Source organism: Synechococcus sp. JA-3-3Ab (assembly GCF_000013205.1).
Taxonomy (GTDB): domain Bacteria; phylum Cyanobacteriota; class Cyanobacteriia; order Thermostichales; family Thermostichaceae; genus Thermostichus.
In genome coordinates, this window is record NC_007775.1 from 2,559,679 (window position 1) to 2,580,471 (window position 20,793).

The window sequence follows — 20,793 nt, forward strand, 5'->3', positions numbered from 1 at the left end:
TACTGAAGTGGGTGGAGAGTTGCTTGAGCTAGACAACGATCGAGTGGGGGGGTGCAGTTAAGGGGGGCCCACCCCAGATTTCCACTTGGTCAAGGGCGTGGCTGGTGAGGGGATAGAAGCGGACGCTGTCCTCATCGGGCTTGACCCTTTTCCGGAGCCGTAGCTTGAGCTCCTCGAACTTGTCCTTGTCGAGGACACACTCGAACACGCTGTATTGCACGCGCTTGCCGTAGCCTTCTAGCAGGTCGGCAATTTTCTTGCGGCGCTTATCACAAGGGGTGTCGTAGGTAACGACATAAAGAAACATCAGCGAATCCGGTAAGGCTGATACAGGTCTTGAGGATTATAGACAGAATGCTTAAATTTCTTAACCTGCTGCGTCAGCAAATCCCAGCGGGGTTGATCCCCATCGGGGGTTTGGATGGATCCCTCCATTCTCTGGAGAAAAGCTTTGAGATACTTCTTTCTGCCAGCATCGCTGAGAAAACAGCCCCCATCTCGATACTCGAAGTCTTCTTGGATATCCATAACACCGCTGTTGACCAGCCACAGTACCAGTGAGTCCACAATAGGCGCTCGGAACTCTTCCAGCAAATCGGAAACCAAAGCAGCGTGGCGTTCGCTGCTGGCATGTAGGCAACCTTGATAGGGATCCAAATCTTGCAGCTCAATTAAGGTTAATAGGTGGTTCCAGAGCACCATGTAGCCAAAGCTGAGCATGGCATTCACTGGATTGGTGGGCGGCTGTCGGGTGCGCTTGATCAAAACAAATCCTTTTTGTTGTAAGCAATTGCCCAATTCGGGAAAATACAAAGCTGCGCCGATCCCTTCAATGCCTCGCAATTGATCCAGCGAAGTAGCCTGCAGAGCTTGAGCGGCCAAGTGTTCCAGGCTGCGCAGGGTTAGATCCCTGGTTTCGCTGGGGCGCTGCCTAAGTTGTCGCATCAACAGCACGCGGCCATTGAGGAGCTTAGCTCGCACTATTTAGGCTGCTGTTTGCAGTCTCCATGCTTCAGGGAGCGCCTGTTGCCAATGGGCCAGGCGGCGGTAGCCCCTTTCAATGGGAATGAGGCGACCGTAGCAATAGCCGAGCCGGGAGAGGTAGGCAATGGGGATATTGCGCTTCAAGCACTCCCTCACAACATCGGTAGTCACCTGAGAGCGGCCAAAGATTAAAATTTGCTCCAGCAAGGGCAGAGGCATCTCTTGCAAGAGCGACTCGCCCAAATGAACCAGCACAAACTCTTGCCTGAGGCTTAGCCTGCACCCTTGCTGGGAAACATACAAGGTTCGCATTATTGATCATCTCGACGCAGACTCTCTGAGCCTCGCCTTGGCTCTATGGAAGTGCTGGTCTTGGATTGGCGCTCTTCTGGCAAAACCTCCACGTCAATTTCAGGGCTTGACAAAAGATCCATAACCATCTCTGTTAAGCTTCCAGAAAAGAAGCTGGCAATGGCAACCAAAATAGTGTTGGTAATCACGGCTGCCAGGTCCAAGGGAGCAATGAGCAAAATGGCCAGTGTAATCGAGCCATTGATTACGGCTGTAACAAGGTTTCTGAGAACTTTGGCATTGATCTTCTTTTTGGGCATTTTGTTTCTCCAAAAATTCTTCGAGATTTCTTCTATCTCAAGGGCCAGATTACTTGAAAATCATCAGCATCTTTCTTGAGCTCCTCAAGATACTTTTTCCTAGGATCTGCCGTTGCCCCAAAAACGGTAACCACTTGGTAATCACCCAAATCGGCAATCCAAACCGGAGAGGGCAGAGCACCTCCCTGTACACCCCCGCACAAGAATTTGTCGTACCGGCCTTCATCTTGTCGGCCTAAGCGATGCAAAGTTGCCAGGGCATAGGGTTTGTTGAAATCTTCCTCGCCGCTGCAGACTACGATCCTGCAGTTGGCATCCACCGCTTGCGGCCATTTATCCCTCTGAACCTGGCCAGCACTTCTTGGGCTATCGGGGTTAATGGCCTGCTTGGTTAGAGTCTTGAGAGCGTCAAAGAAGTTGCCCAGGCGCTTTTGGAAAAGCTTCTGAAACCCGGCCACCGACTCCGCCAGCTTCCAAAAGGCATCCTCCGACCTGGGAATTAGGGTAGAGCCGCGCCACCAGGGAGCCCGCTCCCGGTTCTGGCGGGAGTAGCAGGGTCTTCTAGCTCCTTGACCCACACCTCCCAGATGGAACATCATCCAGGTGAGGTTAGTAAAGAGCTTTTCCACCGCCTCTTGATCTTCCTGGGAAGCATAGTTTTGACACTCGCCAGAAAGACTTAAGATGAGGATCCCTTCCTGTTGGCCTGCGGCTTCTCCTCGCTGATTGGGCTCCGGCCGAGAGACTTTGCCGTTCAGCAAATCCACATGGATCCAGCCGTGTTTTTGCTGGGGAGTGATGGCCCCAAAAAGTTGCCCTTCCCACTCCTGCACCTGATCGACCGGCAAAACTCCCAGGGCAAAGGTGCGGAACCAATAGCGCAGCATATTCTTAAAGGCTACGGGCCGCACTTCGGCGATGGATCGGTTGTCGTAGCGATTCTTATCGGGCCTCCAGTTGACTACCTGCCGCCCGTGAATGAGTTGGCCTTTTAGCTCAAAGGGCAGGCGCAAGAATTCTCCTTGGCTCTTGTCCAGTGATTTCCCTAAGGGGATCAGCCGACCGTAGCCGGTATTCACCTGGGATCCCACCCCTTGCTCCAGCCCTTGGATCAGCCACTCTTTGACTTGATCCAGCATCTCATCGGTGCAGCCGGGGCCTTTGCGCAGGCCAATTAAAAAAGTGGCTTGCTTGAGAGAAAAGAACAAGTTAGGGTTAGGCGAGTAGTCAAGATTTTTTCCATTCCATTTCCAGATACTATTGGCAATATCTACAGCTAGACCCCCCGTTTTAGAATTATCGGGATCCTCTCGCCGTTGGGGCCGAGTGGGTACCGGGTAGGCATCCAAAAAGATAACCTTGCCGGCCCTGTCTTTTTCGTCAGCTTGTAGGTGCCCAAACCAAGGAGCTACGGCTTTGTCTGCTTGCTCCCAAGATAAATTGCGCTCCTGCATCAGCTCTCGAATGGCCTGGGAGCGGGCCACGCCGCACAGGGTGGAGCTGGGAATGTAAGGGATCCCTAAGGGATCGAAAGCGGGGAGCAACATGCTCTCTGGACCCTTGGCCCCACCGACTCGAATTCGCCAGGGACAAGTAACCTGAAAGGTGTCGCTGGCAATGCGTTGGGTGCGCTCATTCAAAACTTTCAGGCGGGCTCCAAGGTTGATCGTTGTTTCCACTTGGTGCGCCAGCTCCGCTTTGGTGCCGTCTTTAGAAGCATCAAGCGGCGCTCGCATCCAGCGCAGATATTCAATAAAGCCAGCGGTGGGATCCGGCCTGGGCGTGGGATCCAAGGGGTGACCCAGCCAAGGCGAGGGCGGAGGATTGTTGCCTCCTCCACCGCGCGGCTGGTTTCCCCCTCCATTGCCTCCTCTAGGAGAATTAGGGCCCCGATTTTCCTGAGGCGGCCGGCGGCTGGGATCCCCTGGCCTGGGGGGACGAGGAAGCGGCTGAGGAGCGTTGCCAGGACGAGTAGGGCGATTGCCAGTCATGGGATCTTCTCCAAAAGTGGGAAACAGCGTTAGGAATTGCCAAGGGTTTGCCGAAATTTGCGCAACATAGCGCTGGTGCCAATCTCTAAGGCCCGTTGAATGAGCTGAGGCACAAGCTTGGGGATGTCGAAGTCTGGAAAAAGCCAGCTGCAGCTTGATTCTACGTAGTCTTCTCCCTGCAGAATAAAGATCCGCAAACTTCGCTCACCCAAGATCCAAACTTCCGGCACGCCGATGGCTCTATAGGCCTCGATAAAAGTTCGGGAAGTAACGTCGGACTCGATGGCCAGATCAGGTGGGGGCAACTGATCGACATCGATCCTGCCCTCGCAACCTCGCACCAACTCCAGGTGATTGACATAGAAGCAGGTGTCGGGCTCCACGCCAGCTCTGCCTGGCTTTTTGAGGGTTGTTGAGCCAAAGTCTTCCCAATCTCTCCCCTGAGCATCTAAGAGAGCCTTTACAATGTCACTGGCAATGCGATGAAGGCGCTCGTGTTTGGATAAAGGAGACATGATCTCAAAAGTGCCATCGTAGTAGGCAATGCGAGTGTGGCGATCTTCGCCCAGCTCCTCCAGAATGCTCTCGCAGTCTTGCCAGGTAAGAGAATGAATAACCACTCGGCTGCCTTCTTGCAGGGAAATCGCTTGCAGGGGGATCGCGACGCCCATTACTCTCCTCCTTTAATGTCGTGGTAGATGGCCATAGCCCAAAAGCCGAATTCCTGAGCCAAAGCCAGACCTAGCCCTGTTAAACCTAGATACTCTTCAACTCCCAATTGCATAAGACGATCCAGGCCGTTGGAGTTAGCAATTCCCTTTTGGCCAGAGATCTCTTCTAGGCAATCAAAAAACTCCTTGACTACTTGTTTTTTCCCTTCCTGGTTGAGGGCATCTTCTTCTGCCTTAAGGCGCAGCAGGCCCCAGGTGGAAAGGTAGGTGTAGAGCTCCACAGCCTGGTTTTTCTGCTCCTTAAGCTTTTCTTGGTCTTTGGTTTGAGCCCTTAACTGGCGAAGGGATTCGTAAACGGGCTTGGCCAACGTGCGGGGATCAAAAGTTTCCATAAAGCCTCCTCAACTAGTTCCAAGACAACTCGACAAAGCCCCGGCCTAGGCTCTCTTGGCCGCCAATTTGTAGAAGTTGGTTCTTCTGGAGAAGCTTCTGAAATTGCTCCACTGCTTCTTGGGAACTGCCGTTGGCCTGGGCTGTTACCCCCCAGGTAAAGTACATCAGGCTATCGGGGGGGATGGCCTCTTCGTAGCGAAAGCCGCCTTCTACAACTTTGTGCTCGCTGAGCTTAACTTTTACCTGCCGCCACAGGCTCATTTGAATAAGGGTGGCACAGTGCTGATCCGGCAAGACAAGGACGCGGCTGATGCTGGAAGATTTGACAAAGCTTTGCCAGTTTTCCCACTTCTTTAGACCGTTCTTTAGGATGGCATCCTTGAGATAGATGGGTCGGTTTGCCTCCAAGTTGGTGCTATAGGGCTCCGGCACCTGCAACTTCTGGCCACTTAGCCGCAGCCAGCGCTTGAGCAAGAGGGGGCAGCTAATCCAGACTACCCCGTGGCTGAGGGAAGCCACCGGCACCCACAAGAGGGATCCATCTCCAATCCAAATGGAGCCTTGGGTAAGCTGATCCCCCTCCCCAATTTCGTTGCCAAAAAGCTCAAACTTTAACTCTTTCTCGGCCACGCTGGCCCGCAATTTGCCGCGGATGGTGCTGGAAGGGATGTAGGGCAAGTTGGTGTGGGCCTCGCGGGCAATGCCCAAGAGGTTGCCTTCTTGGGTGGTGCCGCCGGTGTGCAGGGGAGTCAGCAAGGTGAGATAGACCAGGTGAAAGGCCATAGAAAAACACTCCTTATCCGTTAAAACAGGACTTCAAAAGCAAGCTCAATGGGCCCAAGGCAGCCAGAGCAACTCGCTGTAGCCTAGAAGCCGCCAGCGGTGGAAGACGTTGAGCCGGCCATCTTCCAGCTCCGGCTCGTCCTGGGCAAGGGGAGCTGGATGCTCCAGGTAGTAGATGCTGCCAGGCGGGGCGGCAAAGACTTGCGGAGCCGGTAGGCTGGTCTTGCGCGGCTCTGTTAGGGAGTCCACCCGCAGGCGACCGCTGATGGGAACTGGCTTGCCGGTGGCCACGCTCACCAGAGGACCGGTGAGGGAGTGGGCAGGATGAGGGGTGGCCAAGCGCCACTCCCAGGGCCAGGCGCGGCAGAGGGAGCGCCCCTCCACCTTTTTGATGAACACGCCGGGGGTCACCAGGTAGGCCAGAGCTCGGCGGGCTTGCCGGAAGGTCTGCTGGGAGAGCTCCTGCAGCACTTGCCACTGCTTGCCCAGCTTTGGGCAGGGGCTGAGGAGAGCAGCGTGGCCTTCTCCCCCTAGCCGCACCACTACTTCTTGCGCTAGGGGCAAGGGATCCCAGCTTTCGCGCTCTGGATCCCAGCACTCGATGGAAAGAGCCAGGCTCCAGCCGGGCTGCAGGCGGATGCAGGTTTCCACAAAGTAGCCCTCGGCCTCCCGCACCTGGCGTTTGCCTGCCTGCAGGGTGTTGTGGGGCCGCACTTCCGCCACCCAGGGGGACTTTACTGCCTGCTCCAGATCCCAGCCCTTGCCCTGCAGTGCAGTTTGCACCGCCTGAAAGGGCAGGTAGCCGGCGGCCTTTTGCTTGGAGCTTGGCCGTTCCTCCTCCGGAGCTGCTGCCACCAAAGGGGCGGGCCGGGTGGGATCCCAACGGTAGCCGTCATAGGAATGGCCCTCTTCCAGCCAGGGGATGGGCACCAGCGGGGATCCCTGGTAGAGGTGCAGAGGGCCGGGGAAGTAAAGCTGCTCATCCCAGCAAAGGAAAGGGCCGCATAGGCGCAGGGTTGCCGGCTGGCCCAGGTGAGCCAGAATGGCGCCGGCCAAGGTGTGGCCGCTGGGGGGAAAGCCGCTATTGGCCCAGGCCCGCTCCCCCGGCGCAAAGGGCTTGGCATCGCGAAACATCCACACATCTAGAGGCGATAGCGTGAACCAACTCATCGACCGTTCCTCCCCAAAGTGACGGTGCGGTTGCGCAGCACAAAGGCCGCCAGCTTGAACCAGTTTTTGATGGCCAGATCCCAGGCCCCCGGCTGGGCGGGCAGGCTGTGCTGCCAAAAGTGCTGAATAAACTCGACCAGCTTGGTCTGGAAACGATCCGTCTGCTCGCTTTCGCCGTGGAAGAGATCCCGGCGGCTGCAGAACAGGCGGGCCCAAGCAGGCACCGCTTCCAGGCTGGGGGCTGGGTGCTGCTCCCAGAGCTGGGCGGCGTGTTCAAATAGGGAGCTTTGATCCTGCTTTTGGCCCAACAGCTTCCAGTCAAAATCCAGCAGGTCTTTCCACTTGTCGAAGGTGTCGAACTTGCAGGTGCTCACCAGTTGGTTGCCGTTGGCAAACAGTACCCGCACCTGGGCGCTGTCTTTGGAGCTGCCCTGGGCATAGGCCTGCTCTTTGGCGCCTTGTTCTGCCTCCCAGAGATTCTCCAGGGCAATGGCCAGGGGCACCGAGTGGTGGGCAATCACCACCCCAAAGCTAATGCTGGCCAGGGATCCCAGAGTAAAAAGAGGGCGACGGCTGAGGCCAGCCGGCAACTGCGCCTTTTGCCACTGCCAGTAGTCCCCTTCGTTGGCAAACTCGCGCCAGTCGTCTTCGCCGCCGCGGAAACATTGGCGGATGTCCCAGAGCCAGCCATCCCACTCCCAGAGGTTGGTGTAGGCCAAAACGTCGTCTCCGCCGGCGTAGATAAGCCTGCCGGCATAGCGCTGCTCGGTGAGGTAGGGCACCAACTGGCCGGAAAAATCCAACAGAGCCCGGCTGAGGGCGCTGTGGGTGGCCGGGCCCATGCGCTTGCGGCTGGCTTTAACAAACTCGCTGAAGGCGTCCTTGACTTGCTTGAGCTCTTCAGAGTCGAGGACGCGGCCAATAGCGTCCCTCTGGCCATCCGCTAGGCGCTGCAGCGGCTGGGGCAGGTAGTCGTAGTAGGGCTTCATCTTCCCCCCGCTCAGCCACTGGCCCATGTCGTCGCCATCGCCGGCGGCCACCACGTACCAACTGGCGGGGTTGATGCTGGGGTAGTAGCGGCTGAGGGTGGCTTCTATCTCCTGGCGGCAGCGCTTCTGGGTTGCCTCGTCTGCTTCCAGGTCCTCCACCAGCCAGCCGGCGTTGAGCAGGCGGGGGTGGTAGCGCAGGTTTTGCTGGTCGGCCCACGGGATCCCCCACTTGCCACGCATCTCCCGGATCACCTCCCGCATGCCGGGGTGAATGGCCTCAACGGCGCGGCAGGCCTGCTCGAAGTGCTCCAGCTCGCGTCGCCCGTGGGTTTTCAGGTAACCGGCCACGCCAGCAGTGAGATCTGGGTAGGAAGCGGCGACCTCGTCTTCGTCGAGGGTGGGGAAGAGCTCCGGCAACACCTTGTCTAGGGCCCGCTTAACCGTTTCGGTGGCGTTGAGCTGCTCGCGGCCATCGAAAAGCCCTGCCTGGCGCTGCCAAAGCCGCCGGCTCTCCCCTTCGCTAATCCAGCGATTCCTGGGGGAAGGGTGAACCACCGGCCCTAGGCCAGAGACGGTGCTGCGCGGCCCAAAGGTCACCGGCAACTGCCAATCGCGGGCCTGTTTGCAGGCTGCCTGCAGCCGGCGCGTCGCCTCCACTGCCGCTGCCCACCAGGAGCCTACGTTTAGCCCTGGCTTGTGCTGGCGGCACTGCTGCCTTTCGGGATCCCAGAAGCTGATCCGCAGGAACTTCAGCTCCGGATCGGCAAAAAGCTGCCGCTTTCCTTTGAGATGGTAGGTGCGGTTTTGGGCGCTGACCCAGGGATCCCGCTCAATGGACTCCTGGGACCTGAGGATGGCGGTGTCTTTGAGCCTTTGCTGGGGGGATCCCAGGGGCGCTGCCGCCCAGTAGAACTGCCACTGGTGCTCCAGCCATCCCCCCCAGGTGGGATCTTCTGGGCGCAACTGCACCAGCCAGCGGCGCTCCAGTTGCAGGTGCTCCAGCGCTCTTTCCGCCAGGTGGCGCCATTCTTCTTTGAGGGTCTGCTGGGCAAACTGCATGGCCGCCTGCAGCCGCTCTTCGGGCAACAGCAAGAGGATCACGTTGGGGAAGCCGGCGGTGAGCAGAGTGTTGGCAGAAGGCTGCGGGATCCACTCGGCAAAGGGGGGGTACTTCTCCAGCAGCCAAGCGTCGATCAAAGGCTGGCCGTAGAGGCTGGGGTAGAGCAGGCAGTCGGGGCCGTATTTCTCCGCCAGGCGCCAGCAAAGCCGCGCCGAGAGGTAGTGCAACAGCCAGGATCCGGCCCAAAAGTCCCGCATCTTGCGGCTGGCTTTGATCAGCTCCTGGATGGGGTTGAAGGTCAAGCTGGCCAAAAAGGGCCGCGTGAACTTGGGCTCGTCGTAGCCGGCCAAACAGCCCGCCAGAGCGGCCACGACGCTAGTGTGGCTCCACAGGGATCCATCGGGCAGCCGCGTTTCTGCCGGCAAAAGCAGGAGGCTTTCATCGCCAAACTCCCGCGCCAGCGCCTGGGGAAAACAGCGCCAGAACCACCAGAACACCTTCTGGATATCCTCCTGTTCTTGCCAAATCCAGTCGGGAACTACCCTTGCTTCCTGCGCCAGCAAGTACTCGGCGCGGGAGCTGGCCTGCCGCAGGGCGCGGTGTTCTTCTTCGGGCAGTTGCCAAAAGCGCTTGCGCCCCGAAAGGAGATGGCTCATCTCTAAGCCCGGCCCCAGGCTCTGGCTGCAATCAGCTACCTGGTAGTCGATGGCAACCGGCAGGTGGCCGATAGCAGCCCGATCGCTGGCGGAGGCGACCAGATCCGCATCTCCCACCTGTGCCAGAGGGGATCCCTCTGCCTTGGGCGAGATCCACCCCTGCATCGCTGCTAGGTTTGGCCACAGCCCTTCCTTAGCGCGGCCAGAGGCGTCGTGGAGGGCTTTGAGGGCAGGATCATGCAGCAGGCCCCAGAGCTTTGCTTGCCAGTAGTAGTGATAAGACATGGTGTTTTCGCAGGAAAGATAGGAAAGTTAAGAACTGAACGTGCAAGGAAACAAAGTAGACAAAACCCCAGCAGCCACCCGATAGCCGGCTGTAGAAGCTACAAAACAAAGTCCACCGATCCCGACCGGCCCTCAGGTTTTTTCAGTATTTCTCCAGGTCAATAGGACTTGTTCAAGCTCAGCCCCTGCCAACCGCTGGACCGAAATTGAAAACCCAGAACCTGAGGGTGGGCCGACGTTGGTAGCCTACCGAGAATTGGAAGGATCCCCTTCCAATTCCCCCTCTGTTCGAGTCAATTCAGGAAACAGCGCTTCCAGTTTCGGCAGCAGATCCTGCAGCACAAAGCTCTCCAGAACTTCGCTGCGTAGAGATTTGGGTTTCATCTGCACATGGGCCACGTCGTTGCGGTATTCGCTCAGCCGAGACCAGAGCTTAGCTAGCTGCTGCACATCTGGGACATGGGCGGCAATGGGAGGCAGGGACTGAAGCTGCTCTTGGTGTTGGATAAGGGATCCAGTCGCAGGGAGATCTCCCAAGAGCTGCTCTTCCCGCGGGATAAGGGATCCCAACTGGTGTTCAATTCCCTGCCGCGCTTCTCGTTCGAGGTAGTTTTGGATCCCCTCACAGAGGCAAAGGGCAGAAACCACCCACTCGCGGGCCAAGAGAAGGGCTTGGGTGGTGAAGCGCTTTTCAACATACCAGCGCAGCAGTTGAAAGTGCTTTTGAACTTGCGCTTGGGGATCCGCCGCCTTTTCTGCCGGCAGCGCCAGTTGGCTGTAGCTATTTTGAATGCTTTGCAGCAGCAGGCCGAAGGGCTTGGCAAATTGGCCCACCTCTTCTGCCAACTCCTGGGTAGAGTGTCTTTGTAACTTGCGCAAGTCCTCCTGCAGGCTGACCGGCCTCACCAGCTCCAGAGAACGGGAGATGTCGCGGATGGCTTGTCCAAAGCTCTGCAGCCGGGTGGGCCTGGGATCCCCTTTGCCGGGCCTTTGCTGTCGGTAGAAGTCCCGTTGAACGGTGTCCAAAAGCTGGCCCAGCTCTACTGCCGAGCCGGTGCTGATGAACTTGTCGCTGGCCGTCAGCCAGTCCAGAAGCCGAATGGCCGGCGTGAGATCGATAATGGGGGTCTCCGCCTGGCCAGGGCGGTAGAGGCCGTAGTAGAGCCCCTGGATCTCGACATTTTTGGCCTTGCGCAAAAGGGCGGCTCCCAAGAGCACCAGCAGCGGGATGGAGCGAAAGGCGTGGGTGATATCAAAAAGCAGCCGGCTGTTGGGCTCGATGCCATCGACCAGCACGTCGAAAATCTCCCAGGTCTCCGCTTCCGTTTTGCCCTCAGGAATGGCTTTGGCCACCTTCTCCACCTGGGGTGGCAAGGACTCCTGCAAGCGGCCCCAGTGCTTGGCGCGGGCCTCCTCCGTCAGCAGGAGGATGATTCTATCAATTTCAAAGAGCTGGCAGAGGGCCTTGGCGACGTAGCAGGTTTTGTCTGCCCTTTGCTCCCCAAAGAAATACGTCGTCTCGGTGTAGTCGCCAGTGCCCAGGGTGGTCAAAAGGGTTTTAGCCATAGGGATCCTCCAGGTGGGTCTGCAACGCATCAAAGCACAACCGCTGGCAAGCTACCGCAACCTGGAAGCCCCCCCTTCCCAAAAACAAGAGGCCTTTTCCCGCGCAGTGAAGGCGAAAAACCCAAAGTTAGCCTAGAACTAGAAAGCAGTTGGCCTCTAGAACGAGAGGGATCCTGGCATGCTATCGACCGAAGAGCTGTCGATTGCTCATCCAAAACTTACTCCCGAACAGTTTCTCGCCTTGCCAGAGGAAGATACTACCTATGAGCTGGTCAATGGACAAGCTGTTCCCAAAGATTTGCCGATGTCTCCTCAGAGATTTCATGCCTCTTTGCAGAAGCGGCTGCTTTTCATTCTGGATGCCTGGTGTCAAGGCAAGGGGGATGTGTACACAGAGCTGGCAGTTGTTTTGCAAAGGCAGGATCAAGATTGGCTTCCTGTTCCCGATTTGCTCTATGTTTCCTTTGAACGCTGGCCAGCGCAGCTTGAGGAAGACGGCCCTTGTCCCGTCGCTCCCGAACTGGTAGTGGAGATTCTTTCTCCCGGCCAGAGTTTTGGGGCTGTACTTCAAAAAGCAGCGGACTATCTGGAAGCTGGGATCCCTCGCGTTTGGGTTGTGGATCCCCAAGCCAAGAGCATCACCGTTTTCTACCCCGATGCCCCGCCGCGGACTTTTACGGGATCCCAAGCCATCCAAGATGAGTTTCTGCCCGGCTTGAAGGTTGTCCCCCAGGATGTGTTTGCCCAAGCGAGGATCCCTTAGTTGTTTTAGCTATCTGAGAGGGCTACCATGATTGAAGCTCTGGAAAGGCTAGCAAAGGAACCTGCCGAAAGCTCTGCAACAGCTTCTCGGAAGATTTGGACTGATGAAGAGTTTATGGCTCTGCCCGATGATGGCAATTGCTATGAAGTTGTCGATGGGAAGCTGATTGCTTTGGGTTCGGCAAGTGCAAGGCATGGATACTATGTAAGTTTGATTCACATCCTCCTAGGTGCCTATGTTCGCAGCCAAAAGATTGGCTTTACTTTTGACTCCGATACTTCGTTTAAGATGAAATCTGGCAATCGCCGCTCCCCAGATTGTTCTTTCTTCTCCAAGGAGCGGCTGCGATCTCTCGGCGGGATCCCCAAGGGCTATATCGAGGGAGCTCCAGACCTGGCTATAGAGGTTCTCTCTGAGGCCAATACTGTAGGAGAGATCCACGACAAAATTGTCGAGTATTTTGAGAACGGATCCCGGCTTGTTTGGGTCATTCATCCCGAAGAAAAGTATGTTTTAGTCTACCGCCAGCCTGAGCCCGCAGCATTGAAGCGGCCAGGAGATATCCTGGAAGGCGAAGAGGTGATCCCTGGGTTTGCCTTGGATTTGTCAGAGTTTTTTGCCGAACCTGAGTTTTAGCTGTTTGCCAAGCTCGCAAGTCTTCCAGGGTTCCGCGGCACCTGGTAAACTGGCGCCAAAAACGGGATCCAATTTCATGAGGCCGGTTTACCTGCAAGTTCTGGAGCGCAACCCCAGACGGCTGCGAATTGCCCTGCAAAGGTTTACCCCTGAGCAACTGGCCTGGCGGGTGGTGGCGGGTTTGGGGCTGTTGGCGCTGGGATCCCAGCTCTGGGGCCGCTCGCCGCTGGTGGGGTTGCTGGCCGTAGCAGCGGGCCTGGGGATTGGGATCCCTTGGGGGCTGGGGCAGATCCTGAGCTTGGATCGGGAGCGGCAGCGAGCGACCCTGACCCGGCTGGGTGGCCCCTGGGGGCTTTGGCGGCAGCAGGTATTCTCTTATCCCCTCGCCCAATTGCAAGGGGTGCGGCTGCAGCGGCTGGGACAGGAGATCTTAGATGAGGAGGCGCGGGAGAGCTTTCAGATCCAAGCTCAGGTGCGGTTGCAGTTTCGCCGCGGCGCTTTTGAACAAAAGCTTGAAGAAAAATTTCAAGAAGAGGTTATTGCTTGCTTCAGCAGCCAATCGGCGATCAAAGAAGGCGAGCCGGAAGCGCTTACCCTGGCACAGCGGCTGGTGGGCTGGATCCAGGACTATCTTAACCTGTGAGGTTCCCTTCTGGGCAATTGCCGAGGTTATATAGAAGTTCGTGAGTTGTTAATTGTGATACTTGGCAATCCTTGGCAAACTGCCGAGAATTGGTGTGGGTTTGAATAGGCACTCTCGCCTATCTTAACAGAATTTTGGCAATGCTAAGCTGTCATGATCATTCCTTGGGAGACCATTGTTGAGGAAGCTTTGGGCAACTGGCCGTGGCTGCTTTTGTGGGCAGCCTGGCTCCTGGCGCTTGTCTTCTGGCAGAGGCGGCGGCCGCATCAGGCCCAGGTTGGTTTTCCCGATGTCATCATGCTGGCGCGGGCGGATACAACGGTGGTGGAGTGTAACGAGGCCTGCCAGAAGGTTTTCGGCAATTGGCAGGGCCGGCGCTGGATCGAGGCCTTGCCGCCAGAGGAGCAAGAGCAGGTGCGGCAGAAGATATCCCAGCTTACTCCTCAGCAGCCTACCTTTGCTTGGGCTCACCCCTTGTTCGATGCGGAAGGAAAGGTGCGGTGGTTTGAGTGGATCAACCAGGGCCTTTTCGACCGGCGGGGCCGCTTGCAGTTTATTCGCGGGGTGGGCCGAGACATTACCGAGAAGAAGCAACTGGAAGAAAATCTGCGCCTGCGGGAAGCCCAACTGAGGGCTCTTCTGGACGCCCTGCCGGCAGCCATATGGGCCAGGGATCCCCAGGGAGTGCTGATTTTGCAAAATGCCACCGACCGCGCCTGGTATGGCGACCTGCTGGGCACTTCTCTGCAAGAGGCAGCGCAGCAACATCCCCACTGGCTGGAGTACACTGGGCAAGCCTTGTCTGACCTGGAGCGGCAAGGGTTTTCCCGATTGGAGAGCAAGGAAATCATCCAAGGCCAAGAGCGCTACACCTATCGCCTGGCTGTCAAGCTGCAGGATGAGTCCAAAGGTTTGGGATGGCTCGGCATTGTCTTCGATATTACCGAGCAAAAGCGGCTGGAACAACAACTGCGAGAACAACAGGAGCGCTTTCGCGCCTTCCTCGACAACAGCCACGACATTTTGTGTTGGATCGATGCCCAAGGCTTGGTTCATACTCTCAATCGCCCGGTTACCGAGAAAGTCTTGGGTCGTTGTCCTGAGGAGGGAGAACCTATACCTCTGGATTGGGTTCACCCGGAAGATCGCCAGATCGTTGCCGACGCCCTTGAACAACTGAAGGCTCGGCCTGGCGAGACGCTCAGCTTTGTCTATCGGGCCCAGCATGCCGATGGCCACTGGGTGTGGCTGGAGAGCCGCTGCACCAACCTTTTACAGGATCCTTTAGTGCAGGGGATTGTGTGCAGCAGCCGCGACATTACCCAACAAAAGCAGGTGGAACTAGCTTTGCGGGAAAGCGAAGCCCGCTTTCGGGAAATGGCCGAGGCTGTGCCGGTGAATTTCTTCGTCTGTTCCGCAGATCTCAGCCAAGTTCTCTACAAAAGCCACCGGTGTCAAAGCATCTGGGGATACACACCGGAGGAGTTTTATCAAAAACCGGATCTATGGAAAGAAAGGCTTCACCCTGAAGATCTGCCCCGTGTTCTTCGATCTCTTCCTCGAGCTATTCGAGGGGAGCAGCCAATCACCTACCGCATCTTCCATCGAGATGGCAGCCTGCGCTGGTTACGCACTTCCTGTCAGCCTATTTTTAATGAGCGGCAAGAAATCATCCGCTTTGTAGGTGTTACGGAAGACATCACCGAGCAAAAAGAGGTGGAGCTGGCTCTACAAGAAAGTGAGGCTCGCCTTAGAGCTATTCTGGACAGGATCCCCTTTTCCATCTTCCTCAAAGACCTGGAGGGGCGCTATCTTCACGCCAACAGGTTTTATCTACAACAGAGAGGTTCTGAGCTAGGAGAACTTATTGGCAAGCTGGATGATGAGCTTTTCACTCCCGAAGAGGCCCGCGAGTTCCGAGAGCAGGATCAGAGAGCTCTCCAATCTCCGGATCCTGTCAGCTACGAGCGGATTTTTTCCCGCAATGGCAAGCAATTGAGCCAGTGGGTTACCAAATTTGCCCTGCGAGATTGCCAGGGGGATCCCTATGCCGTCTGTGGCGTTGTTGTGGACATAACTCCTCTTAAGCAGGCTCAGGATCTGTTGATGCAAGAAGCAGAGCGGGAGCGACTACTAGGGGCTTTGCTGCGGCGGATCCGACAAGCTCTAGACCTGCCAGTTATTTTGCAAACAACCACTGCCGAGGTGCGGGAGTTTCTCCAGGTGGATCGGGTAATGATCTACCAGTTGCAGGAGGGGGCAGGGGGGTTTGTGGCCGCTGAGTCAGTGGTGGATCCCTGGCCTAGTCACTTGGGCCGCTACGTGTGGGATGAGTATTTCCACAGGGATCCCTGCCATCGCAAGTACCAGCAGGGCTTTGTGCAAGCCATCGAAAATGCGGCGACCGCCAGTTTGGATCCTTGCTATCGGCAGCTCTTGGAATCTTTCCAGGCCCAGGCCAACTTGGTGATCCCAATCCGACGGGGTGAAGACCTTTGGGGCCTCTTGGTGGCGCAGCACTGCCAATCCAGCCACCCGTGGCAGGAGTGGGAAATTGAGCTTTTGCAGAAGCTGACCGACCAGTTGGCTATCGCGTTGCAACAGGCTCAGTTGTACGAGCAGGTAAAAGCTCTAAAGCAAACGCTAGAAGAAAAAGTGCGGCAGCGCACTGCGGAGCTAGAGCGGGCTTTGCAATTTGAGGCTCTCCTAAGAAGCATTGCCAACCGCGTGCGCGATTCTCTCGACGAAGCTGAGATCCTCAGCGCCGCCGTGCGCGAGCTGGGAGAAAGTCTAGATGCCGATGGCTGCGATATCGGCCTTTACAACGCCGATTTCACCCTTGCCACCATCCGCTACGAGTATTGCCCCCGCTCCGATTCTTATCTGAACCTCTCCATCCCTTTGCAGGGAGGGCCTTACGAAACCGTGTATCGACAATTAACTGCAGGGCAGCCTTGTCTATTTTGCTTCTTAGGGCGAGCCTCGGAAAACCGCCAGGTAGTAATGGCTTGTCCCTTGCTAGATAAAGGCCAAGTGCTGGGGGATCTGTGGATCTTTCGCTCGGCGGCGCGTCCTTTCGACGACCAGGAGATCCAACTTATCCAGCAGGTGGCCAACCAATGTGCCATTGGGCTGCGGCAGGCGCGCCTGTTCCAGGCTGCCCAAGAGCAGGTGCAAGCCCTGGAGCGCCTCAACCGTCTCAAAGACGACTTCATCAGCACCGTCAGCCACGAGCTGCGCACTCCCCTGGCCAGCCTGAAAATGGCCCTGAAAATGCTGCAGATAGCTCGCTCAGAGGAGAAACGAGCGCAATACTTCCTCATTGCCGAGCGGGAGTGCCAGCGGGAGATCGAGCTCATCAACGACCTGCTGGATCTGCAGCGGCTGCAGGCGGAGGCCTATGCGCTGGAGGTGCAAGCCCTCACCTGGCGAGATCTGCTGGGGGATCTGCTGACGGTTACCCAAGAGCGGGCCCGCGCCAAGGGGCAGAGCTTTCAAGCCAGCGTCCCCCTAGAAAGCACCATCACAACGGATCCCTTGCTGTTGCAACGTATCCTGCGGGAGCTGCTGCACAATGCTGTGAAATACACCCCGGCCCAGGGATCCATCCGCCTACGGGTAGAAACCGAAAACCGCCGCAGCATCGTCGAGGTCAGCAATAGCCAGCCGATCCCCGCCGAGGAGTTGACCCGCATCTTTGAGCGCTTTTACCGCATTCCCAGCAACGATCCTTGGAAGGAAGGGGGCACGGGTCTGGGCTTGGCCTTGGTGAAACAGATGGTGGATCAGTTGCGCGGATCCATCGAGGTGAGCAGCGCCGCCGGCTGGACAACCTTTACGCTTCACCTACCTCATCTGCCCCAACTTTGACACAAAAGGATAGCTTGGTAGCCCCGTACTTGAGTGCGGGGCGGAAAAGCCCTTGAGCCACTTTAGTTGCTTCTTTGTTATAGTTAGTACAGAGCTTCTCCAGGAAAACAACCTACTGCGGTGCAAAACCCGCGCGGCAATAACTAACCTAGAGGAACCTAAGTCCGAAGTAAGCAGAACTTTGAGGTTATGCCTCAAAGGACTGTCTAGGGGCGTCTTGACAGCGCCTTCGCGAGTCTATTTGGGTGGGAGTGTCAAATCCCACGCTGAGGTCTCAGGCTTCTGCCATAGTGGAATTGGTCTTTTGTTGCTCCGTCTCTATGCTCAACTACCCGCCCAGCCATCCGGATCCCACTGTTGTCGACTTCTACCATGGGCAAGCGGTGCCGGATCCCTATCGCTGGCTGGAGGATCTGGATTCTGAGCAGACGCGAGCTTGGATCGAGGCGCAAAACCGCCTAACTTTTGACTACTTGCAGCGGATCCCGGCCCGGCAGCGGCTTCTGGAGCGCCTGAGGCAACTGTGGAACTACGAAAAATACAGCCAGCCCTTCAAAGAGGGCAACCGCTACTTCTACTTCAAAAACGACGGCCTGCAAAACCAGAGCGTTCTCTATACCCAAGAAAGCCTGGAGGGAGAGGCGCGGGTTTTGCTAGATCCCAACACCCTCTCGGAAGACGGCACGGTGGCCCTCTCAGGGATTGCCATCAGCCGCGACGGGCGCTACCTGGCCTATGGTCTCTCCCGCTCCGGCTCCGACTGGCAGGAGTGGAAGGTGCGGGATATCGAAACGGGAGAAGACCTGCCGGATCACCTGCGCTGGATTAAATTCTCCGGGGCCAGCTGGACGCTGGACGGGCAGGGATTTTTCTACAGCCGCTACGACGAGCCGGCCCCTGGCAGCGAGTACGAAAGCGCCAACTACTTCCAAAAACTCTACTACCACCGCCTGGGCACCCCCCAGTCGGAAGATCTCTTGGTCTACCACCGCCCTGACCAAAAAGAGTGGGGCTTTGCCGGCGGGGTTACCGAAGATGGAGACTACCTAATCATCTCCGTCTGGCGGGGCACGGATCCCAAAAACCTCCTCTTCTACAAAGACCTGCGGGATCCCAGCTCGCCGGTGGTGGAGCTTATCCGCGAGTTCCAGGCCGAGTACGCCTTTGTCGGCAACGACGGCTCCCGCTTTTGGCTGTTGACGGACCTCCAGGCTCCCCGGCGGCGACTGGTGGCCATTGATCTCGACAACCCAGGTCAGTTGCAAGAGGTGATCCCCGAAGCCGAGGAGACCCTGCAGGGAGTTAGCCTAATCCACAACCAGTTCGTTGCCTTCTACCTCAAAGACGCCCACACCCAGATCCGGACCTTTGCTTTAGACGGCACCTACCTGGGGGAAATCCCCCTGCCGGGGCTGGGATCCGCCAGCGGCTTTGGCGGCAAGCGCCACGACACCGAGACCTTCTACACCTTCACCAGCTTTACCACTCCCCCCACCATCTACCGCTACGACTTCACCAGCGGCCGCAGCACCCTCTTCCGTCAGCCCCAGGTGGATTTCGATCCCCAGGCCTATGAGGTGCAGCAGGTGTTCTACGCCAGCCAAGACGGCACCCGCATCCCCATGTTCCTTGTCCACCGCCGCGGCCTAGCGCGGACAGGGGATCACCCCACCCTGCTGTACGGCTACGGCGGCTTTGGCATCTCTCTGACCCCCAGCTTTTCGGTGGGCCTGGTGGCCTGGCTGGAGATGGGAGGGGTTTACGCCCAGCCCAGTTTGCGCGGCGGCGGCGAATACGGGGAAGCCTGGCACCAAGCGGGCACCAAGCTCAACAAGCAAAAGGTCTTCGACGACTTCATTGCCGCGGCTGAGTGGCTCATGGCCAACGGCTACACCAACCCCTCCAAGTTGGCCATCGCCGGCGGCAGCAACGGCGGCCTCTTGGTGGGGGCCTGCCTGACCCAAAGGCCGGATCTCTTTGCAGCAGCCCTCCCCGCCGTGGGGGTGTTCGACATGCTGCGCTTTCATAAGTTCACCATCGGCTGGGCCTGGATCTCCGAGTACGGATCCCCGGAAGACCCGGAGGAATTCAAGGCCCTCTACGCCTACTCCCCCCTGCACAACCTCAAGCCCGGCACCGCCTACCCCGCCACCCTGATCACCACGGCAGATCACGACGACCGGGTGGTGCCCGCCCACAGCTTCAAGTTTGCCGCCGCCCTGCAGGCGGCCCAGGGGGGATCCCAGCCCATCCTCATTCGCATCGACACCAAAGCCGGCCACGGGGCCGGCAAGCCCACTGCCAAGCTCATCGAAGAGACCGCCGACCGCTGGGCCTTCTTGGTGCAGGTGCTGGGGATCCAAGCGGGCTAGCGACTCCGCGCCGGCAACCCCCTAGGCCCCAGGCCCACCCGACCGGCATAGACGGCCGCTTCCCCCAGCTCGTCTTCGATGCGCAGCAGTTGGTTGTACTTGGCGATGCGCTCGCTGCGACAAAGGGATCCAGTTTTGATCTGGCCGGCGCGGGTGGCCACCGCCAGGTCGGCGATGGTGGTGTCTTCTGTCTCACCGGAGCGGTGGCTGATGAGGGTGCGAAAGCCCGCCTGAACGGCCAGTTGAATGGTCGAGACCGTCTCTGTCAGGGTGCCGATCTGGTTGAGCTTGATCAAAATGGCGTTGGCAGCGCCGCTGTCGATGCCTTTCTGCAGCCGGGCCGGGTTGGTTACAAACAGGTCGTCCCCCACCAGTTGCACCCGGGATCCCAAGCGGGCGGTCATGGCCTGCCAGCCGGCCCAATCTTCTTCCGCCAGCCCGTCTTCCAGGGAGAGGATGGGATAGTTGGCCAGCAGTTGCTCGTAGTAGTTCACCATCTGCTCGGCGCTGCGGGCTTTGCCCTCGAAGTGGTACTGCCCATCCTGCAGCAGCTCGTTGGCCGCCACGTCCAAGGCCAAGGCGATATCCTCCCCTGGCCTGTAGCCCGCCTGTTCAATAGCCGTCATCAATAGATCCAAAGCTGCGGCGTTGGAGTCGAGGTTGGGGGCAAATCCGCCTTCATCCCCCACCCCCGTGGACAGTCCCCTCTGCCGCAGCACTTGTTTTAGGGCTGCAAACACCTCGGCTCCGTAGCGCAGCGCCTCGCGAAAGCTGGGTGCTCCGATGGGCACGATCATAAATTCTTGAATATCGAGGTTGTTGTCGGCGTGGGCGCCGCCGTTAAGCACATTCATCAGCGGCGCCGGCAGCAGGTTGGCAAAGGGTCCACCCAGGTACCTGTACAAAGGCAGGCCCACTGCACTGGCAGCCGCCTTAGCTGTAGCCAAAGAAACTGCCAAGATGGCATTGGCTCCCAGTTGCGACTTGTTGGGGGTGCCGTCCAGATCGATCAGCAACTGGTCGATGCGGGCCTGGTTAAGGGCATCTTCCCCTCGCAGCTCCGACTGGATGGGGCCGAGGATGTTTTCCACTGCCCTCAGCACACCCTTGCCCCCGTAGCGCTTGGGATCCCCGTCCCGCAGCTCGTGGGCCTCAAAAGTGCCGGTCGAAGCGCCACTGGGCACCTGGGCCAAGCCGGTTGCCCCATTGGCTAGGCCCACCAAAGCTTCTAAGGTCGGCTGCCCCCGGGAGTCGAGGATCTCATGGGCGGTAATCCACTCGATGGCCGTTTCCACAGTTGCACCTCAGCAATTGGCTAGACAGTTCTGGCCGAAGCCAGATTGCCAATAG

At 57.9% G+C, this 20,793-nt stretch carries 15 protein-coding genes and 1 pseudogene; 5 read left to right on the forward strand and 11 right to left on the reverse strand.

All coding sequences use genetic code 11. The features are described from left to right. Positions 1 to 28: 28 nt before the first annotated feature. The 10 genes and pseudogenes from cas2 to csx2 form a co-directional block, all read right to left on the reverse strand. The gene (gene cas2 / locus CYA_RS11925; protein WP_011431332.1) at positions 29 to 307 is read right to left on the reverse strand and encodes a CRISPR-associated endonuclease Cas2; all 279 of its coding nucleotides are present in this window, start codon (positions 305 to 307) and stop codon (positions 29 to 31) included. After that, positions 307 to 1,296 (reverse strand): annotated as a pseudogene (cas1, locus tag CYA_RS11930) (CRISPR-associated endonuclease Cas1). The gene cas2 and the pseudogene cas1 overlap by 1 nt, the downstream one beginning before the upstream one ends. Continuing rightward, complete coding sequence (gene csx18, locus CYA_RS11935) at positions 1,296 to 1,595, reverse strand: CRISPR-associated protein Csx18 (protein ID WP_011431333.1); 300 nt, start codon at positions 1,593 to 1,595, stop codon at positions 1,296 to 1,298. Before csx18 ends, cas1 begins: the two are co-directional and overlap by 1 nt. 32 nt (positions 1,596 to 1,627) lie before the next feature. Beyond that, positions 1,628 to 3,388, reverse strand: a complete 1,761-nt coding sequence (locus tag CYA_RS11940) for an RAMP superfamily CRISPR-associated protein (RefSeq protein ID WP_228375343.1) — start codon at positions 3,386 to 3,388, stop codon at positions 1,628 to 1,630. A gap of 227 nt (positions 3,389 to 3,615) precedes the next feature. Further along, positions 3,616 to 4,257, reverse strand: coding sequence for a Uma2 family endonuclease (locus tag CYA_RS11945; RefSeq protein ID WP_011431335.1), 642 nt, complete (start codon positions 4,255 to 4,257; stop codon positions 3,616 to 3,618). Then, complete coding sequence (locus CYA_RS11950; RefSeq protein WP_011431336.1) at positions 4,257 to 4,649, reverse strand: hypothetical protein; 393 nt, start codon at positions 4,647 to 4,649, stop codon at positions 4,257 to 4,259. The genes CYA_RS11945 and CYA_RS11950 overlap by 1 nt, the downstream gene beginning before the upstream one ends. Before the next feature lie 13 nt (positions 4,650 to 4,662). Further along, entirely contained in the window at positions 4,663 to 5,433 is a 771-nt protein-coding gene (cmr4, locus tag CYA_RS11955) for a type III-B CRISPR module RAMP protein Cmr4 (RefSeq protein ID WP_011431337.1), read from the reverse strand. A gap of 45 nt (positions 5,434 to 5,478) precedes the next feature. Next, positions 5,479 to 6,603 carry a type III-B CRISPR module-associated protein Cmr3 gene (locus CYA_RS11960; RefSeq protein ID WP_011431338.1) on the reverse strand — a complete coding sequence of 375 codons (1,125 nt, stop codon included), beginning with the start codon at positions 6,601 to 6,603 and terminating at the stop codon, positions 5,479 to 5,481. Then, entirely contained in the window at positions 6,600 to 9,593 is a 2,994-nt protein-coding gene (gene cas10 / locus CYA_RS11965; protein ID WP_041438604.1) for a type III-B CRISPR-associated protein Cas10/Cmr2, read from the reverse strand. The genes CYA_RS11960 and cas10 overlap by 4 nt, the downstream gene beginning before the upstream one ends. Before the next feature lie 246 nt (positions 9,594 to 9,839). Then, positions 9,840 to 11,159 carry a TIGR02221 family CRISPR-associated protein gene (csx2, locus tag CYA_RS11970; protein ID WP_011431340.1) on the reverse strand — a complete coding sequence of 440 codons (1,320 nt, stop codon included), beginning with the start codon at positions 11,157 to 11,159 and terminating at the stop codon, positions 9,840 to 9,842. A 178-nt stretch (positions 11,160 to 11,337) separates the two neighbouring features. Here csx2 and CYA_RS11975 point away from each other — a divergent pair, with 178 nt between their 5' ends. The 5 genes from CYA_RS11975 to CYA_RS11995 all read left to right on the forward strand — a co-directional run bounded on the left by CYA_RS11975 (position 11,338) and on the right by CYA_RS11995 (position 19,443). Beyond that, positions 11,338 to 11,922 (forward strand): Uma2 family endonuclease, encoded by a 585-nt coding sequence (locus CYA_RS11975; protein ID WP_011431342.1) that lies wholly within the window; start codon positions 11,338 to 11,340, stop codon positions 11,920 to 11,922. Between the two features lie 27 nt (positions 11,923 to 11,949). Continuing rightward, complete coding sequence (locus CYA_RS11980; RefSeq protein ID WP_011431343.1) at positions 11,950 to 12,558, forward strand: Uma2 family endonuclease; 609 nt, start codon at positions 11,950 to 11,952, stop codon at positions 12,556 to 12,558. Positions 12,559 to 12,634: 76 nt separating this feature from the next. After that, positions 12,635 to 13,201: a hypothetical protein gene (locus CYA_RS11985; RefSeq protein ID WP_099812771.1), complete on the forward strand. Its 567-nt coding sequence runs from the start codon at positions 12,635 to 12,637 to the stop codon at positions 13,199 to 13,201. Positions 13,202 to 13,354: 153 nt separating this feature from the next. After that, a complete protein-coding gene (locus CYA_RS13850; protein ID WP_083759176.1) occupies positions 13,355 to 17,071 on the forward strand; it encodes a PAS domain S-box protein in 3,717 nt (1,238 codons plus the stop codon). Positions 17,072 to 17,391: 320 nt separating this feature from the next. Next, entirely contained in the window at positions 17,392 to 19,443 is a 2,052-nt protein-coding gene (locus CYA_RS11995; protein WP_011431346.1) for a prolyl oligopeptidase family serine peptidase, read from the forward strand. Here the strand turns inward: CYA_RS11995 and eno are convergent. After that, complete coding sequence (gene eno, locus CYA_RS12000; RefSeq protein ID WP_011431347.1) at positions 19,440 to 20,738, reverse strand: phosphopyruvate hydratase; 1,299 nt, start codon at positions 20,736 to 20,738, stop codon at positions 19,440 to 19,442. The genes CYA_RS11995 and eno overlap by 4 nt on opposite strands. Positions 20,739 to 20,793: the final 55 nt, after the last annotated feature.

What these genes read in the sequence shown, in the direction of transcription:
- cas10 (WP_041438604.1), bottom strand. Translation starts at nt 9,593, where the DNA reads ATGTCTTATCACTACTACTGGCAAGCAAAGCTCTGGGGCCTGCTGCAT.
- CYA_RS11960 (WP_011431338.1), bottom strand. Translation starts at nt 6,603, where the DNA reads ATGAGTTGGTTCACGCTATCGCCTCTAGATGTGTGGATGTTTCGCGAT.
- CYA_RS11995 (WP_011431346.1), top strand. Translation starts at nt 17,392, where the DNA reads ATGCTCAACTACCCGCCCAGCCATCCGGATCCCACTGTTGTCGACTTC.
- CYA_RS11950 (WP_011431336.1), bottom strand. Translation starts at nt 4,649, where the DNA reads ATGGAAACTTTTGATCCCCGCACGTTGGCCAAGCCCGTTTACGAATCC.
- csx2 (WP_011431340.1), bottom strand. Translation starts at nt 11,159, where the DNA reads ATGGCTAAAACCCTTTTGACCACCCTGGGCACTGGCGACTACACCGAG.
- CYA_RS11975 (WP_011431342.1), top strand. Translation starts at nt 11,338, where the DNA reads ATGCTATCGACCGAAGAGCTGTCGATTGCTCATCCAAAACTTACTCCC.
- CYA_RS11985 (WP_099812771.1), top strand. Translation starts at nt 12,635, where the DNA reads ATGAGGCCGGTTTACCTGCAAGTTCTGGAGCGCAACCCCAGACGGCTG.
- csx18 (WP_011431333.1), bottom strand. Translation starts at nt 1,595, where the DNA reads ATGCCCAAAAAGAAGATCAATGCCAAAGTTCTCAGAAACCTTGTTACA.
- cmr4 (WP_011431337.1), bottom strand. Translation starts at nt 5,433, where the DNA reads ATGGCCTTTCACCTGGTCTATCTCACCTTGCTGACTCCCCTGCACACC.
- cas2 (WP_011431332.1), bottom strand. Translation starts at nt 307, where the DNA reads ATGTTTCTTTATGTCGTTACCTACGACACCCCTTGTGATAAGCGCCGC.
- CYA_RS11980 (WP_011431343.1), top strand. Translation starts at nt 11,950, where the DNA reads ATGATTGAAGCTCTGGAAAGGCTAGCAAAGGAACCTGCCGAAAGCTCT.
- CYA_RS11945 (WP_011431335.1), bottom strand. Translation starts at nt 4,257, where the DNA reads ATGGGCGTCGCGATCCCCCTGCAAGCGATTTCCCTGCAAGAAGGCAGC.
- CYA_RS13850 (WP_083759176.1), top strand. Translation starts at nt 13,355, where the DNA reads ATGATCATTCCTTGGGAGACCATTGTTGAGGAAGCTTTGGGCAACTGG.